The sequence below is a fragment of the Bacillus sp. FJAT-18017 genome (assembly GCF_001278805.1).
Taxonomy (GTDB): domain Bacteria; phylum Bacillota; class Bacilli; order Bacillales; family Cytobacillaceae; genus Bacillus_D.
On sequence record NZ_CP012602.1, the window covers coordinates 3,018,364 to 3,032,684 of the forward strand.

Below are 14,321 nucleotides of genomic sequence, written 5' to 3' on the forward strand. Positions count from 1 at the left end.
GTTTCCTTAAATATTTTCGTGGATTAAACTCCTCCCGAAGGCACAGGATTCGTCCACCAAAATGGTGTTCGTGGACAAATCTATTTCCGAAGAGACACGATTAATCCACCAAAAGAGGTTTCGTAGACAAATCTCTTTCCAAAATCACACGATTAATCCACCAAAAAGGATTTCGTGGATTAATCTCTTCCCGAAGGCACAGGATTAATCCACCAAAAAGGATTCCGTGGATTAATCTCTTCCCGCAGGCACAGGATTAATCCACCAAAAAGGATTCCGTGGATTAATCTCTTCCCGCAGGTCAAGATTAATCAACCATCGTTTTATGGGTCGTTCTCTTTTCCATAACCTAAATTTTATGCATTTACATATAGAAAGGGCTGCCCCCGAACCCGGGTGCAGCCCTCTTTTAGTACATCCACCTTCAGCGCCTATCGCCTAGCAAACTTCAGGCCCCCTCCCTACGATAAGTCATCATCGAATCGCTTTCGCTCTTCGTGATTCCTTTATCTCATTCGAGGTTCCTCCGCTTTGTACGGCGATGACCAAGGCGCTTTCGCTTTTGAATTTTACCAATCTTTATATTCAACTTTCCCGCCGGTCAAGTCGAGAGTGTTTCGTTCACCTTTATATAAAAGCTTGTCGCCTTCTTTAACAATGAGATTTTCATAGGTAAAAACTTCTTTTCCATTTGGAAGATGGACGATGACTTTGCGCCCGTTATCTATTTGTGGCGCCTCTATTTTTATTGTGCTTTGCGCATATTTGCTGAATCCTAACATGAGCCCTATACAGAGTAGCAAGAAAGCAAATGTCGCAATCCACTTGTACAAATTCGTTTTTTTAGGTTTAATATGGTGCATTTCGTACCTGGTCAATTTGTCTCCCCCACTATCTTGATAATTTGAATAGGCAAAAGTTGTGCCCATTCTGTATACACATTATTACCCTCCCGATAACAGATTTAATCAATTTTCAAAAAAAATCCGCCACCTTTTACCATATGCACCACCCTTAATAAAATTCACAGCGGATAAACGGAAAAGGAAATTATTTCACACCACCTAACTGTGGATGTATAATTGTAAGGAAATATTAGACAGAGGAAGAGGCGGTTTTGATGGAAAAAGGACATACGGATGAAATTGTAACTGTTTTGACGGAATTGGTTTCTATTCCAAGCCCAACAGGCAATACAGACAAAGCAATAGCTTTTGTGGAGAAGTTCCTCGGAGATCTTGGTTTGGAAACAAACAGGAATAGAAAAGGCGGGTTAATTGCAAGTCTCAAAGGAAAAGACGACAGCACGCATCGAATGCTGACCGCCCACCTTGATACACTTGGAGCGATGGTTAAGGAAATCAAGCCAAGCGGCCGTCTCAAGATTGATTTGATCGGCGGCTTCACTTTCAATTCAATCGAGGGCGAATACTGTACAATTGAAACAAGCTCAGGAAAAACATATACAGGAACAATCCTGATGCACCAGCAATCCGTCCATGTCTACAAGGATGCCGGCAAAGCAGAACGCAATCAGGCTAATATTGAAATCAGGATTGATGAAAAGGTACATAGCGCCGAGGAAGTACGCACACTTGGAATTGAAGTTGGGGATTTTGTCTCTTTTGATCCACGGGTTCAGGTTACAGAATCCGGCTATGTGAAATCCCGCCATCTGGATGATAAAGCTAGTGTAGCAATCCTCCTTGAGTTAATTAAAAAGGTGAAAACAGAGGGAATTGAACTTCCTTATACCACTCATTTCCTTTTTTCAAATAACGAAGAAATTGGGTATGGCGGCAATTCAAATATTACTCCTGAGACTGTCGAGTACCTTGCTGTCGACATGGGGGCGATGGGTGATGGCCAGCAGACAGATGAATACACTGTATCCATTTGTGTGAAAGATGCAAGTGGTCCATATCATTATCGATTACGAAAAAAACTGGTCCAACTCGCTGAAGAAAACGGAATTCCATACAAACTTGATATTTACCCATATTACGGTTCTGACGCATCAGCAGCAATCAAATCCGGGCATGACATCGTCCACGGACTAGTAGGTCCTGGAATCGATTCATCACATGCATATGAGAGGACACATCGTTCTTCACTTGAACATACCTTCTCCCTTCTAGTTGAATATGTTCAGTCGGAAATGGTTTAAACACAAAAGGGGATGGCACAAATCTGTGACAGTCCCCTCTCTCTTTTCATAATTCTTTTTTACAACAAATATACTTACTAAACATTACAGTACCAGGAAGAAGGTAAATGTATGACTTCGATCTTTAAAACGTATGCATCTTCCGTCATCCTTCTCGCAGCACTGGTTATCGGAGGTATCTGCGGAGTTGTTTTCGGAACGGATGCCGCTATTGTAAAGCCGCTTGGGGACTTATTCTTAAATCTATTATTTATGATTATCGTTCCATTAGTATTCTTCAGTATTTCATCCGCAATTGCAAATATGGAAGGAATGAAACGGCTAGGCAGGATAATGGGAAGCATTTTCCTTGTGTTTTTCCTTACTGCCGCCTTATCTGCGGTAATCGGATTTATCGGAACCTCGCTTATTAATCCGCTTGAAAACACTGATGTTGCAGCAATTGAAAAGCTGATGGATAAAGCCGATCCAGCTGAGGCACAGGACATTTCACTGGCCGACCAGCTTGTTGCTACGGTTACAGTCCCAGATTTCGTAAACCTTTTTTCAAAAAGCAATATGCTGCAATTGATTGTATTCTCTGTCCTATTTGGCCTGGCAACAGCAATGACAGGTGAAAAAGGCAAGCCTGTGGCTTTGTTTCTATCATCCGCGACTGAAGTTATGATGAAATTGGTCAAGATTATTATGTACTATGCACCGATTGGCTTGGGAGCATATTTTGCTGCAGTCATCGGAGAACTTGGCCCGCAAATTCTCGAAGGCTACCTGCGGACGTTCTTACTCTATCTAGGGTTAACCGTCATCTATTATTTTGGTTTTTTCACATTATATGCATTCTTGGCAGCAGGCAAGGAAGGCATTCGGACATTCTGGAAAAATGCTCTGGCTCCTTCTGTCACCGCTATTGCAACATGTTCTAGCGCTGCCAGTATCCCAATCAATCTTGAAGCCGCTAAAAGGATGGGTGTGCCGAAGGATATCGCAGAAACTGTCATCCCGTTAGGCGCGAACACCCATAAGGATGGATCAGTTTTTGGCGGTGTCCTAAAAATAGTCTTCCTGTTTGGGTTGTTTGGAAAAGATATGACCAGCGTTTTAAGTATTGCAAGCATTCTTGCCGTGGCGTTTCTCGTGGGGGCCGTGATGGGCGCCATTCCGGGAGGCGGGATGATTGGAGAAATGCTGATTATCAGTGTATTTGGCTTCCCACCAGAAGTACTTCCAATTATCGCTGTAATTTCAACTATCATTGATGCACCTGCTACACTGCTGAACTCAACTGGCAATACGGTTTGTGCCATGCTTGTTGCACGCCTCGTTGAAGGCAGGGATTGGTTAAAGAATTCCCTTGCTACTAAAACTGCATCATAAAACTATCACAACTTTAAAAATGTGCTATATTTTCATATTAGTATACCGCAGTGATTACCCTCCATTGTTTTGTCCTCCCCCACTTTGGGTAAAGTAAAAGTAGAGCAACAAACAAAGGAGGCAAACAACTATGAACAAGCATGAATCAAAAGGTGCATTCGACAAGTTGCAAGGTGAAACCAAAAGGACTCTTGGAAAACTTTCAGGGAATGAATCACTGGAAGCTGAAGGGAATATTGACAAGGGCAAAGGCCATGCGGAGGAAAAACTAGGCCATGCCAAGGAAAAACTCTCTAGTAAATTCAATGACCATGCCGATAGAATGAGATAACCTTTAGTTCCTTTTAATATCATAAAAAGCCGCCAATTTTTCAACGTTGGGCGGCTTTTTCAATTTAGAGACCTTAGACCGCTGACCCAATGCACAATGAGGAAATTTTCCCAACCCTATCCACTCATCTCCATCACACTCATTAAATTCCTCATATTTCTTATTATTACAGGGTTTTCCGCTAATTCCCCTTAAGAATGCGCGTTCGCTTTGTCGAAATAATTATGACGAAAGTCCTATTGTTTAACTAGTTACTCGTGCTAGTATGTGGGAAAGGGCAAATTTTACGAAAGTAAAAGACGCAAAGCCACGGGCCTAAAACAAGACATTGTCATGGCAGCCGGGTTGCAGGTACATATACAAATAGATGATCTTTACCTGATTTGCCTTTTAAAATGGCGAAGGGGTTCTTGCACATGAAATCAATATTAGTTGCTGATCGTTCTCTCTTTATCCGAAGCGTACTTAAACAAAAGCTTCACAGAACCAAGTACAAAATCACTGGAGAGGCAGAAGATGGGAAGCAGGCTATCCAAAAATTTTTGGCCACAAAGCCTGATATCGTCATGCTCGAATTTCTTATGCCCCAAATGAACGGATTTGAAGCATTAAGGGAAATTGTTAGAATCAATCCGAACGCATCGGTCTTCATGATGTCTACATTCAAGGATGACTGCCTGGTAACCCAATCAATGGAGCAAGGGGCAAAGGGATTTATCCAAAAACCCGATTTCAATGGGCTGTTGGACACACTGGAACAGCTTGAGATGTCAGGTCAATGTTAATTAAAAAACTTGCGACGAATCTGATCCCTTTCATACATAAAACGGCGGGTCCCGATGGCCCGCCGTTTTTCCTATGAATTCTGGTTTTCCGCAATATTGCTTCCCGGCGGCCTCTTCCCCCACTGGAGTTCCCTTATCGATAATCCGAAAGTCATTTGAAGGTGGGGATAATCCTTAAAGTTTGGCCAATCGCCGCCCCACTCAAAACCCAGCTCCTTGGCGATTGCAACAACCTCGTTCCAATCACTTCGGCCATTGCCATTCATATCATATTCCATGTCCCATATCAGCTGTTCATCCTTTGTAAGAAGCGCAAAGTCAACAGCCAGTCCAAAATTGTGATAGGACTCGCCGGCACGGGCGTGTGTGACAATGTTTCCTTTTTCAGTTCGTCCTTGCGCGTATAGCTCTTCCTGCTCTTCATTGCTGCGAAAGCCTTCATATATTTGAATAGTAATGCCTTTTTCGGCTGCCCGGCTAACGAGCGTGTCCGCTTTCTGTTTTACCTCAGGGTGGAGTGCTGATGGCATTGGTGCATTTTTTCCAGGATAATAAAGCCCTGGGTATCCTATTGACCTCCAGACGAGGAAAAGAACTCCAGCTACAAGTAAAAGGAAGAGGAGATTTTTTGTTCTTCTTTTTTTTCGTTTTCTTCTAGAATTTTTCATTTACTCTCTCCAAAAGGCAATCTATGTTGTCATGATACCATTTTACCCTTTTAACCGAGAGATTCCATCACTTATGCTTGTCGAATTGATATTCTTCGAGGATTCTTTGCTCGAGCAACTTATATCCTTTTTCATTTAGGTGAAGTTCATCGCTAAAATACGCTTCTTTTTCTTGTCCTTTAAAAAGATCATTTGTCGGAACGTACGCAACCTCGTCCTTTGTGTTGACAAGTTTTATCGTGGCTTTGTTCCATTCATCGATGATTTGCTCAATTTGATCCCCGCCTTCGGGATAAGGATTGTAAAGTCCGAGTACGAGCATCGGAGCATCTTTATTTGCTTTCTTAAGGATGTCAATGATCATTTCTAAATTCCGCATGTAGGTTTTGTGGCCTTCCTGAATCTTGTCAGGATGCAGTTGATTTAGATTTCCTCCATTGCTGTTAATAAGATCATTTGTTCCGATAAACAGAATAAAGTAGTCGGCGTTTTTAAGGTTCGCGGCAGTTTTTGGATTGGCAATCTCGGTTAAGACCCCGCCCGATTCTCGCCCTTTTACACCATAGTTCTCGATTTTGAAAGTTTCACCTGGGTAGCGATTATTCAATTCTTTTTCGAGCTTTTCTACATACCCTTGTTCGTCCCTGTCTCCCTGCCCATAGGTTAGCGAATCGCCAAAGGCCATTATGACAGTCTCCCCTTTACCTGCATCGCCGTTATCCGCAAAAGAGATATAGGCAGCCAGCCCTGCGGCTGCCAATACTGCTATTATGATGATTCCTTTTGTCCATTTCATAGATGTTCCCCCTAGTGCTTCACTTTGATTACACTGTTTTATACCCAAATCGGCTAATCACAATCAATTAAACTATAGATGAATTATTATTTGAATTAACAGACATTTCTGTTTACTAAATAGTTGTCTATGTTGTATGCTTAAGTGAAGGTAAACATCTTTTACAAATAAATACGACCTCATTGACTCGGCTGCCAGGATAGTAGATTGGCGGCCTTTTTGTACCCCATCAAGCAGAAGAAGGTGATAAGAATGTTTTACCATCTTGCAGCCGCACTGCTATTTTGGACGATAGGATTGCTAGTACCACCCCCAAGTGAAATTCTGGCGATTACCATGATTCTGATGGGCTTTGTTGCCTTTCTTTTCTTTTTACAAGAATGTTTGGGAGAAACAAGATCTAAACTGTTAAAGGAGGCAATTGATTCCGAATCGAAAACAAAAGCCGAGCTTTCTTCCTTTTCCGGGAGGTATGTTGGAATCCGTTCTAAAGACTCCCCTTTTCCTGATTCATTTTCCTATATTGTCTTTTTTAATGGTGAAGTAAATGTCCCTTTATTTTGCAGGAACCAGGATGTCGTAAAAAAACTTGAACAGCTAGATGAAGGCACTGATGTTATTGTTTATTACAGTGACTATATCCTCTTGGACGTAGCAGAATATGAAAATGCACGAAACACTTATATTTAGCATGAACTTCCTCTTTCTATCACAATGAGAGCAAGAATCCACATTTCTTATTATTTCAAACATATTAAGTTCTCCTTAATATCGTGTTAATAACGGCTTATGATTGGTTATGTCTGCTACACTTAGTAAAACAACCTATTTCAACCATCTCTAATGCCAGGGGAAAAAGGATATCCAATCTAAAGGGGCTGGTAAAGATGGATTACACTGTTCTGCATCATTTAGCTGAGGAACTAAAAGAAAATCCATATGTTCAATCCAATGTGACTCATATTTTTTCATCAGGTGAAAAAGAAGTATTAACGTTGCAATATTCGAAGGAAACGGAACAATTTCAAGTTCGGCTGCTCGACTTAGGTCAAATCTCTCACTTCGATAACTCTGATCAGGTGGCCGCTGCGATCATAAAGGCTCTGGAGTCTACTAAAGGTCAGCCGTCTCCCTGTTAATAAAATTAATACTTAAAAAACCGGGTATTTTTTAAATATTCCGGTTTTTTTCTTTGGAAATCGGGAATAAGATAAGATGTTTAAGGATGTTAGCCATGTGAGAAATACTGGCCTGCCAATGGGCCTGAGGGGAGGAATGACTCATTAAACGGTTCTATTCTATCAGAAGCAGCAATAGCCACAGCGTCCAACGGTATTCCACTGGCATTGGCTACTCATCATTCGATCATTCGCGTTATTCAAACAAGGTTGTCTGTGAGCCTGCAAGTGGCGGTTACGAACGGGATAGCTACTCATATAAGCAGGGAGCGGGAATTATTTACAAGCAACCGTTAGAACAGTTATAAAATCAAAAGCGGGCGCCCAAATTGGCGCCCATTTAATTATTTCATCCTGTCCGCTAGTCTCTCGTTATGGCTTTTATAGAAAGCCAACAATTTATTTAAAAGAAGTCCCGCCTCTTTTGTATCACCTTTTTCAACAGCTGCATGGAGGCGAGGGTAGACTGCATGGCCTTTCATAGTAGTGGCGCCATTGGGCTGCATTTTCTCGTGTGCTCTTTTCAGGAATTCTTCCCTTGTAAGTTTTCCTTCTTCAAATTGCTGCCTGAGTGCTTTAATTTCTTCGATTTTAGCTTGTCTCTCTTTCTCAAAAGCTTCACGTTTTGGTGCCATCTCGGGACTCATCCATTTATCATGAAGCTGCTTTCTTTCGGCAAGAACTGTTTTCCATTCCTCAGCCTTCTCAGGTGTGTATTTTTCCGCCCAGGACTGCAATTCGACTTCTTTCACCTCAAATGGCATTCTATGCTTCCCTTGCGATTCCATTTTGCCTTCATGAGCTTCAGTTCCCTGTTCCTGAGGCGGGCTTTGAATCATGGTGTTCGCTGCTGCTGCTGCTGGCAGAAGCAGCATCAAGGCAATAGTTCCAGCTGCTAAACGCATTCAATCATCTCCTATGTCAAAATCACTTCCACTCGGTTACTATTTCCATTTCAGAAAAAAATTATGAAAAATCCACATCTTTTTTTAAAAAAGTATTGTGTAATTTTATGAATTGTATTAATCTAGAAATATCATAAAACATGTGAATTGTTTCACAATGCTAACACATCAACGATATTGCTATTTTTTTAGTTTTATTTGTGAATAATTTCACAACTACACTTTCCTTTGGACAGGAGCGGACTTCGGATGCAAAAACCACATATCGTTATTTTAGGTGGCGGCTATGGCGGCCTTATCACAGATAAAAAAATTGAGAAACTTCTCCGCACAGGTGAAGCGAATGTTACGCTGATCAACAAGCATGAGTACCATTATATTACGACACAGCTGCATAAAGCCGGTGTTGGTACCGCGCGTGACCGCAAACTCGCACTATCCATTCCTGAGCTAATCAATCCTGAAAAAACCCGTTTCATGACCGGTACCGTATCTTCTGTTGACCCTTCAGGCCAGAAGGTATGCCTTGAAACTGGTGAAGTTATTTCCTACGATTACCTGGTTGTTGCTCTTGGTTTTGAAGTTGCAACATTCGGTATCCCTGGAATCAAGGAGCATGCTTTTGAAATTCGTAGCTTCCGCAGCTCTAAAGCGATTTATTACCAAATTATTAAGCAAATGAAGCTTTATAAAGAAGACCAGGATCCATCCAGGTTGACATTTGTTGTTGCGGGCGGAGGTTTCACCGGCATTGAATTGATGGGTGAACTTGGTGAAGGTTTGCCAAAGCTTTGCAAGGAGCATGGTGTTCCTTTTGAAAAGGTTAAGATTATCGGCATTGAAGCGGCTGATTCACTCATCCCTTTCTTTGGCAAGGAACTTGTAGAATTTACTAACAAGGTTATGGAAAAACACGATATTGAAATCCTGACTTCCACAAAGATTACTGCCCTGACGGAAGAGATAGTAATTCTTGAAGACGGCAGGGAAATTCCTACCCGGACGCTTGTTTGGTCTTGCGGAGTTAAAGCCAACTCCATCATAGAGAAGTTCAGCCTCCCGCTTGAACGAGGCAAATTGCCTGTCGACAAGGACCTTCGTGTAAAAGGTTATAAAAATATCTTCTGTGTTGGCGACTGCGCCTTATTCATGAAGGATGAAAAAACTGCTCTTCCGCCGACTGCACAGGTCGCAATGCAGCAGGCTGATGTCTGCGGAGAAAATATTGTGGCGGCTATCCGTGGTGGAGAATTGAAAACTTTTGAGTATCACCACAAAGGATCTGTCGCATCAATTGGCGATTTTGCAGCTGTCGGTAAAGTTGGCCCATTAAAAATTTCCGGCTGGTTTGCAGCCATCATGAAGCGTGTAATCGAAAACCGCTACTTGTTTGTACTTGGCGGTCCTGCGCTTGTCATTAAACAAATCTTTTTCCTAAACCAGGAGCCAATTAAAAATACTGTAAAACAACATTATTAACAACAGGAGACGGGAATCCCCCAATTCCTCCCTCCTTGTTATATATCTTATTAAATTGGGCAGCATGGCATTTCCCCCGAAACCTTCCCTTATGCCATGCTGTATCAACTTCCCTTACCCTTCCTGGCCATGGAAGGGTTTTTCGTTTGGATTGTTCGAACCCCTTGCAATTTTTTGATTGTTCTTTATCATTGAGCAGATTAGCATACGTTCTTGATGGAGAAGCCATGAAAAATTAACTGTTTTTGCCTGCTTATCTTGTAATGCTTCATAAAGCGTATTACAATCCAATTCGTGTGATTTTAAACATGAATGGAGACGACTTATTTGAACGTTAGTAACAATGAAAAACTAAGTATATATCACGGACTTGCATCTACTGTATCAACCACAGCAGTCAATGGATACATTCCGTTATTTGCTATAAGTGTGCTTGGTGCGACCAACGAACAAATGGGGCTGATTACTTCCCTGCCATCCATTGTTGCGATGCTAGCGCTTATCCCTGGAGCTCTTTGGCTGAACAAAGCCAAAAGCAAAAAGAATTTTGCGGTTATTTCAACACTTGCAACCCGATTAATGTTTATGCTGATTCTATTCATCCCGTTTGTTGATCAACCCTATTCCGCATCGCTGCTTGTGTTTTTAATAGCCGCGTTAAATTTTCCCGGCGCACTGTCAGGCTTATCCTGGCAAACACTAATTGGTGATTTGATTCCTGAGAAACGGCGCGGCGATTTCTTTAGCACCCGCAACCGCTGGGTTACGATTGCCGCGATGGCAGTCACGTTCGGAACCGGCTTTTTCCTTCAGCAATTTGCCAAGGATGACGCATTTCCCTATCAGATTCTATTCGTCATCGGATTTGTGTTCGCTCTTGTTGAAGTCTATTATTTATACAAGCATCAGGATTCACCTGCAGTCGTGACTAAGACAGAGAATCCGCTGCAAAAACGGAAATTTTCAATGGATGTATTTCGCCATAAACCCTTCCTGTCATTTTTAGTTTGTGCGGTGCTCTTCAATATTGGCGCGCAAATGGCCTGGTCCCTCTTCAGCATTTACCATATTAGGGATGTAGGTGCCACAGCCCTATGGTTCAGTTTCTTTTCGGTAACAAATCAGCTTGCCCAAATTATTAGTGTAAAGTGGTGGGCAAAGGCTGCCGACAAGCATGGAAACATAATGATTTTATTTATCGCTGCTGCAGGTATGGCAACCGCGCCAATCTTAACCATGCTTTCGACGAACTTGTATTATCTTACTGCGCTTAATTTCTGGATTGGCCTCTTTGTTTCCGGAACAAATTTACTGCTTTTCAATCAGCTGCTTAAGGCAACACCGGAAGTAAACCGGGCTGGCTATCTGGCAAATTATCAATTCATCCTGTCTATTATCGGGTTTATCGCTCCACAGTTCGGTGTGTATTTGCTGGGCCAGGTTGGCATGTTTTCTGCAATGGCGATTTGCTCAGTTATCCGCCTGATTGCAGGCTGTTCTTTCCTGCTTGTAGCCCTTAAATTCGAGCGGAAGCAGAAGCCAGTTGAGATTATGTAAATAGCAAAAAAAGCCAGTTAGAGGAACATATCCTTTACTGGCTTTTTTTAGTAGTATATGTCTTTTGCAAAAGTAATAGTGTTTCTGTCACTTCATCCATTCTAAAAACTCGAGCCGGTTACCGAACGGGTCGCTTACGAAAAACCGCTTGGCCCCGGGAAGATTGTCATCTTCTATCACTTCGATGCCCTGCCTTTTCAAGTGCTCCTTCAATTCTTCCAACTTACCGACTTCAAATGCAGGATGGGCTTTCTTTGCCGGGACAAAAGGTTCTTCTACTCCGATATGCAGCTGAATACTGCCTGTTTGAAACCAGGCGCCGCCTTTCTTTTTTAGCACAGGCGGTTTATCTACTTCTGAAAACCCGAGAATCTCACTATAAAACTTGCGCGCTTCCTTCTCGCTGCCTTTAGGTGCTGTCAGCTGTATATGGTCAATTTTCTTCAATTCATATGCCACTCTCATCCCCATCCCTTCAAAACCAAGTATAGTTCGTGAAGACTCATAAGGAAATTACCATTTGTTTATTTAAGACTATAAGGAAAGCTTATTGTTAAAGAACATATCAACTTCAGTTTTGAAAATGTGAAAAAGCTCAGGAACTTCATCCGGCTTAAGACCGACAAATACGTTCATGGCAATGCTTGTATAATACCATCGCTGCTTTTCCTTGCCCCTTTTAAAAAAGGCCCATACCTCATCACCAAATGTTTCATGGTCCCTAATGAGTGCTTTGAGGTTATCCAGCTTGTCTGCCACAATCACAGCCCTGACATTGAGCGGGGCTTCGGCAACGAAGTTTATGGTATGCTGCTTCCGCTCCTCCCAGCTTAACAGCTTGTTTTCTGTATTCGCCATAACCTGATCCGTTACATCCTGGCTAAATTCAGAAAGGAGGTCTTCCCTAGTAACATCTGTATCCTCAACCGTGTCATGCAGGTAGCCGGCCATCACAACTTCATCGGGAAAGCCCGACTCATCGAGAATATGTCCTACAGCAACAGGATGCATAATATAGGGATACCCAGTTCCTTTCCTTGTTTGGCCTTCATGGGCCTTACTTGCAAATAAAAGAGCTTTTTCCTTCGTCATCGATATCAACCTTTCTACATGTAGTACGCGTCTACGACCATTCCGCTTTTTGCATCGATAAAGATTTCTTCTCCGTCACCTTCAAAAATATGTGCCAGAACGTATCCGCCAGCAAGTGGGGAATAAATCACTTGGGTTGCTTTATATTTAACCTGTTTTCCGGCGTCCTTTGTAGCAATTTGTTCCGCCTTATCCTTCTTTATTTTCTCCTCAGGCTTAAATAAGAAAAATTCGGGACCTAACGGGATTGAACTTGCCCTTAACTCCGAAAACTCCCCAGTTTTATGATTCAATACAACCGTATTCTTCAGGTCATATTGAAAAAAGAATTCGTACCCATCCACGACAGGAATAAAGTCGAAATAGCTTTGATCCTGAATGCCATTAAATCCATCCCGGTAATCAATTTTGAAATCGGCTTCCTCACCATATTGGCGTTTCAACAGGCCTATGGCATTTTCTTTCAATCCATTATAATCGATGCTTGTAGTTTTTTCCTGATCCGATCCATGGTTGGCAGATGCATCTAGAATATATCCTGTATAACTGTCAATTTCTCCTTCAATAGTAAGATCCTTAGTTTCAAGTTTGAAACCATACAATATCGGACGATCCCTCAATTGTTTAAGCTCAATTTTTCCCTTCTTAAAACCAAGAACTTCTTTAATTCTTTTTTCAAGTTCGTCCTTGCTTAGCAAGTCTGCTTCTGCGGATGCCATGTGATACCGGGTATAAAAATAAATCGTTTTATTGATTTTCGTAATCTCATTTGAAATTTTCTCCATGTCCACCAATTCAAAATATGAACTATATCCGTGATTGAAGAGGAGATACTGAGCCTCAATTTCTTTTTTAAGGCTATCGATGTTTGTTCTAAGTTCTGACAATGCCTGCCTGTCCGTTTCATCCTGCAGGCCAAGTTCCTGCCTATTCACAAGAGCATTGATCATTCTCTCTAGACCGTTAAGATCAACAAAGATCCAGTTGTGATTAGACTTCTTCTCCTCAAGCCAGTTCAGGTTCTCAGTAAAGCCGCTGAGTTTTTCCTGGGAGTATCCGAGTTGGGAAGCTATAAAAGGATCAACCTCTTGTGGATGTTCAGCGAGAAAACTCAGCTGCTCACTGTACCGGTATACGTCATTAAAACGGTCTGCTATTAACCGCCTATTGTCAATATAGTTATTGATGACCGATACGATGATGATTAATGCAAGGCCTGCAGCGACTATCCGCATCCAAATCAGCTTGATTTTCAGGCGGATTTTGTCATCGAGTGAATCGGGTACATTCTCTTCCTGATAACCACCCTCAGCAATTTCTTGAGTAAAACCTGTCCCTTCCTCATAAATCTTGCTGCAATTAGGACAACTATCGAGATGCTCTTTGATGGCAACCCGGGTTTCCTGCTTAACTTCATTTTCCATAAATAAAGGATAAAGGTCCTCAACAACCGCGCAATCTAATTTCAATCAAGTCACCTCCCCATCATAATATAACTTCCTGAATTTCTTTTTTGCCCGGTGAAGCCCAACCTTGATATTACCTTCTGTCTGGCCAAGTACCATAGCGATCTCGGCCACCGAAAACCCGTGAGAACGGAGTGTCAGGAGCGATCTCTCCTGCTCGGTCAGCTGGAGGAGCGTTTCCCTAACCGCTAATTGTGCATCTGCGTTTTCATACCTGCGCTCTGCCTCAAGTTCTGGTTCAGCAAATGACCGCTCGTATCTCGTGGAAGCTTTTTTCGCATTGTTTAAATATGTATTCCGGGCAATCCTGAACAACCAAGTTTTAAGCGAGGCCTCACCCCGGTAACTCTTCAGGCCCTTGAACGCCTTAATGAAAGTATCATGGGTCAATTCTTCGGCGACTGAACGGTTATGGCACAACGCGCAAAGGAAAGTGTAAACCGGTTTTTTATATTGTTCATACAGCTCCTCTAGCGGATCCGCCATCCTTTTCTCCCCTCTCAACGACTACAGACAAACGAGA

General features: G+C 42.2%; 16 protein-coding genes and 1 riboswitch. Of the genes, 8 read left to right on the forward strand and 8 right to left on the reverse strand.

Annotated features, from left to right (window positions below; all coding sequences use genetic code 11):
• Positions 1-569 precede the first annotated feature (569 nt).
• Entirely contained in the window at positions 570-878 is a 309-nt protein-coding gene (locus AM500_RS14205) for a hypothetical protein (RefSeq protein WP_231688004.1), read from the reverse strand.
• 242 nt (positions 879-1,120) lie between these two features.
• On the opposite strand from AM500_RS14205, the gene AM500_RS14210 reads away from it, so the two are divergent.
• The 4 genes from AM500_RS14210 (at position 1,121) to AM500_RS14225 (ending at position 4,657) form a co-directional block, all read left to right on the forward strand.
• Positions 1,121-2,167: a M42 family metallopeptidase gene (locus AM500_RS14210; RefSeq protein ID WP_053599809.1), complete on the forward strand. Its 1,047-nt coding sequence runs from the start codon at positions 1,121-1,123 to the stop codon at positions 2,165-2,167.
• 111 nt (positions 2,168-2,278) lie between these two features.
• Positions 2,279-3,541, forward strand: coding sequence for a dicarboxylate/amino acid:cation symporter (locus AM500_RS14215; RefSeq protein WP_053599810.1), 1,263 nt, complete (start codon positions 2,279-2,281; stop codon positions 3,539-3,541).
• A 130-nt stretch (positions 3,542-3,671) separates the two neighbouring features.
• Positions 3,672-3,872, forward strand: coding sequence for a CsbD family protein (locus AM500_RS14220; protein WP_053599811.1), 201 nt, complete (start codon positions 3,672-3,674; stop codon positions 3,870-3,872).
• 266 nt (positions 3,873-4,138) lie between these two features.
• Positions 4,139-4,225: riboswitch (cyclic di-GMP riboswitch) on the forward strand.
• A 63-nt stretch (positions 4,226-4,288) separates the two neighbouring features.
• Positions 4,289-4,657: a response regulator gene (locus tag AM500_RS14225; protein ID WP_053599812.1), complete on the forward strand. Its 369-nt coding sequence runs from the start codon at positions 4,289-4,291 to the stop codon at positions 4,655-4,657.
• Between the two features lie 71 nt (positions 4,658-4,728).
• Here the strand turns inward: AM500_RS14225 and AM500_RS14230 are convergent, their stop codons facing one another.
• The gene (locus tag AM500_RS14230) at positions 4,729-5,325 is read right to left on the reverse strand and encodes a M15 family metallopeptidase (RefSeq protein WP_053599813.1); all 597 of its coding nucleotides are present in this window, start codon (positions 5,323-5,325) and stop codon (positions 4,729-4,731) included.
• A 67-nt stretch (positions 5,326-5,392) separates the two neighbouring features.
• Entirely contained in the window at positions 5,393-6,121 is a 729-nt protein-coding gene (locus AM500_RS14235) for a GDSL-type esterase/lipase family protein (RefSeq protein ID WP_053599814.1), read from the reverse strand.
• A 252-nt stretch (positions 6,122-6,373) separates the two neighbouring features.
• Between AM500_RS14235 and AM500_RS14240 the strand changes: the two genes are divergently transcribed.
• Together AM500_RS14240 and AM500_RS14245 are read left to right on the forward strand one after the other, a co-directional pair.
• On the forward strand, positions 6,374-6,811 hold the full coding sequence (locus AM500_RS14240) for a hypothetical protein (RefSeq protein WP_053599815.1): 438 nt from the start codon (positions 6,374-6,376) through the stop codon (positions 6,809-6,811).
• A gap of 197 nt (positions 6,812-7,008) precedes the next feature.
• Positions 7,009-7,260, forward strand: a complete 252-nt coding sequence (locus AM500_RS14245) for a hypothetical protein (RefSeq protein ID WP_053599816.1) — start codon at positions 7,009-7,011, stop codon at positions 7,258-7,260.
• 383 nt (positions 7,261-7,643) lie between these two features.
• On the opposite strand, the gene AM500_RS14250 is transcribed toward AM500_RS14245, so the two are convergent.
• A complete protein-coding gene (locus tag AM500_RS14250; RefSeq protein WP_053599817.1) occupies positions 7,644-8,204 on the reverse strand; it encodes a hypothetical protein in 561 nt (186 codons plus the stop codon).
• Positions 8,205-8,453: 249 nt separating this feature from the next.
• Here AM500_RS14250 and AM500_RS14255 point away from each other — a divergent pair, with 249 nt between their 5' ends.
• Together AM500_RS14255 and AM500_RS14265 are read left to right on the forward strand one after the other, a co-directional pair.
• Positions 8,454-9,683 (forward strand): NAD(P)/FAD-dependent oxidoreductase, encoded by a 1,230-nt coding sequence (locus tag AM500_RS14255; RefSeq protein WP_053599818.1) that lies wholly within the window; start codon positions 8,454-8,456, stop codon positions 9,681-9,683.
• A 327-nt stretch (positions 9,684-10,010) separates the two neighbouring features.
• Entirely contained in the window at positions 10,011-11,240 is a 1,230-nt protein-coding gene (locus tag AM500_RS14265; RefSeq protein ID WP_156319823.1) for an MFS transporter, read from the forward strand.
• Between the two features lie 87 nt (positions 11,241-11,327).
• On the opposite strand, the gene AM500_RS14270 is transcribed toward AM500_RS14265, so the two are convergent.
• The 4 genes from AM500_RS14270 to AM500_RS14285 form a co-directional block, all read right to left on the reverse strand.
• Positions 11,328-11,705: a VOC family protein gene (locus AM500_RS14270; RefSeq protein WP_197282599.1), complete on the reverse strand. Its 378-nt coding sequence runs from the start codon at positions 11,703-11,705 to the stop codon at positions 11,328-11,330.
• Positions 11,706-11,774: 69 nt separating this feature from the next.
• Entirely contained in the window at positions 11,775-12,332 is a 558-nt protein-coding gene (locus AM500_RS14275) for an HD domain-containing protein (RefSeq protein WP_231688005.1), read from the reverse strand.
• 14 nt (positions 12,333-12,346) lie between these two features.
• On the reverse strand, positions 12,347-13,801 hold the full coding sequence (locus AM500_RS14280; RefSeq protein ID WP_053599822.1) for a zf-HC2 domain-containing protein: 1,455 nt from the start codon (positions 13,799-13,801) through the stop codon (positions 12,347-12,349).
• Positions 13,802-14,284 carry an RNA polymerase sigma factor gene (locus AM500_RS14285; RefSeq protein ID WP_053599823.1) on the reverse strand — a complete coding sequence of 161 codons (483 nt, stop codon included), beginning with the start codon at positions 14,282-14,284 and terminating at the stop codon, positions 13,802-13,804.
• Positions 14,285-14,321: the final 37 nt, after the last annotated feature.

Excerpts from the sequence above, each read along its gene's own strand:
- AM500_RS14250 (WP_053599817.1), bottom strand. The coding sequence starts at position 8,204 with ATGCGTTTAGCAGCTGGAACTATTGCCTTGATGCTGCTTCTGCCAGCA.
- AM500_RS14215 (WP_053599810.1), top strand. The coding sequence starts at position 2,279 with ATGACTTCGATCTTTAAAACGTATGCATCTTCCGTCATCCTTCTCGCA.
- AM500_RS14285 (WP_053599823.1), bottom strand. The coding sequence starts at position 14,284 with ATGGCGGATCCGCTAGAGGAGCTGTATGAACAATATAAAAAACCGGTT.
- AM500_RS14245 (WP_053599816.1), top strand. The coding sequence starts at position 7,009 with ATGGATTACACTGTTCTGCATCATTTAGCTGAGGAACTAAAAGAAAAT.
- AM500_RS14240 (WP_053599815.1), top strand. The coding sequence starts at position 6,374 with ATGTTTTACCATCTTGCAGCCGCACTGCTATTTTGGACGATAGGATTG.
- AM500_RS14235 (WP_053599814.1), bottom strand. The coding sequence starts at position 6,121 with ATGAAATGGACAAAAGGAATCATCATAATAGCAGTATTGGCAGCCGCA.
- AM500_RS14230 (WP_053599813.1), bottom strand. The coding sequence starts at position 5,325 with ATGAAAAATTCTAGAAGAAAACGAAAAAAAAGAAGAACAAAAAATCTC.
- AM500_RS14275 (WP_231688005.1), bottom strand. The coding sequence starts at position 12,332 with ATGACGAAGGAAAAAGCTCTTTTATTTGCAAGTAAGGCCCATGAAGGC.
- AM500_RS14210 (WP_053599809.1), top strand. The coding sequence starts at position 1,121 with ATGGAAAAAGGACATACGGATGAAATTGTAACTGTTTTGACGGAATTG.
- AM500_RS14270 (WP_197282599.1), bottom strand. The coding sequence starts at position 11,705 with ATGAGAGTGGCATATGAATTGAAGAAAATTGACCATATACAGCTGACA.
- AM500_RS14220 (WP_053599811.1), top strand. The coding sequence starts at position 3,672 with ATGAACAAGCATGAATCAAAAGGTGCATTCGACAAGTTGCAAGGTGAA.
- AM500_RS14255 (WP_053599818.1), top strand. The coding sequence starts at position 8,454 with ATGCAAAAACCACATATCGTTATTTTAGGTGGCGGCTATGGCGGCCTT.
- AM500_RS14225 (WP_053599812.1), top strand. The coding sequence starts at position 4,289 with ATGAAATCAATATTAGTTGCTGATCGTTCTCTCTTTATCCGAAGCGTA.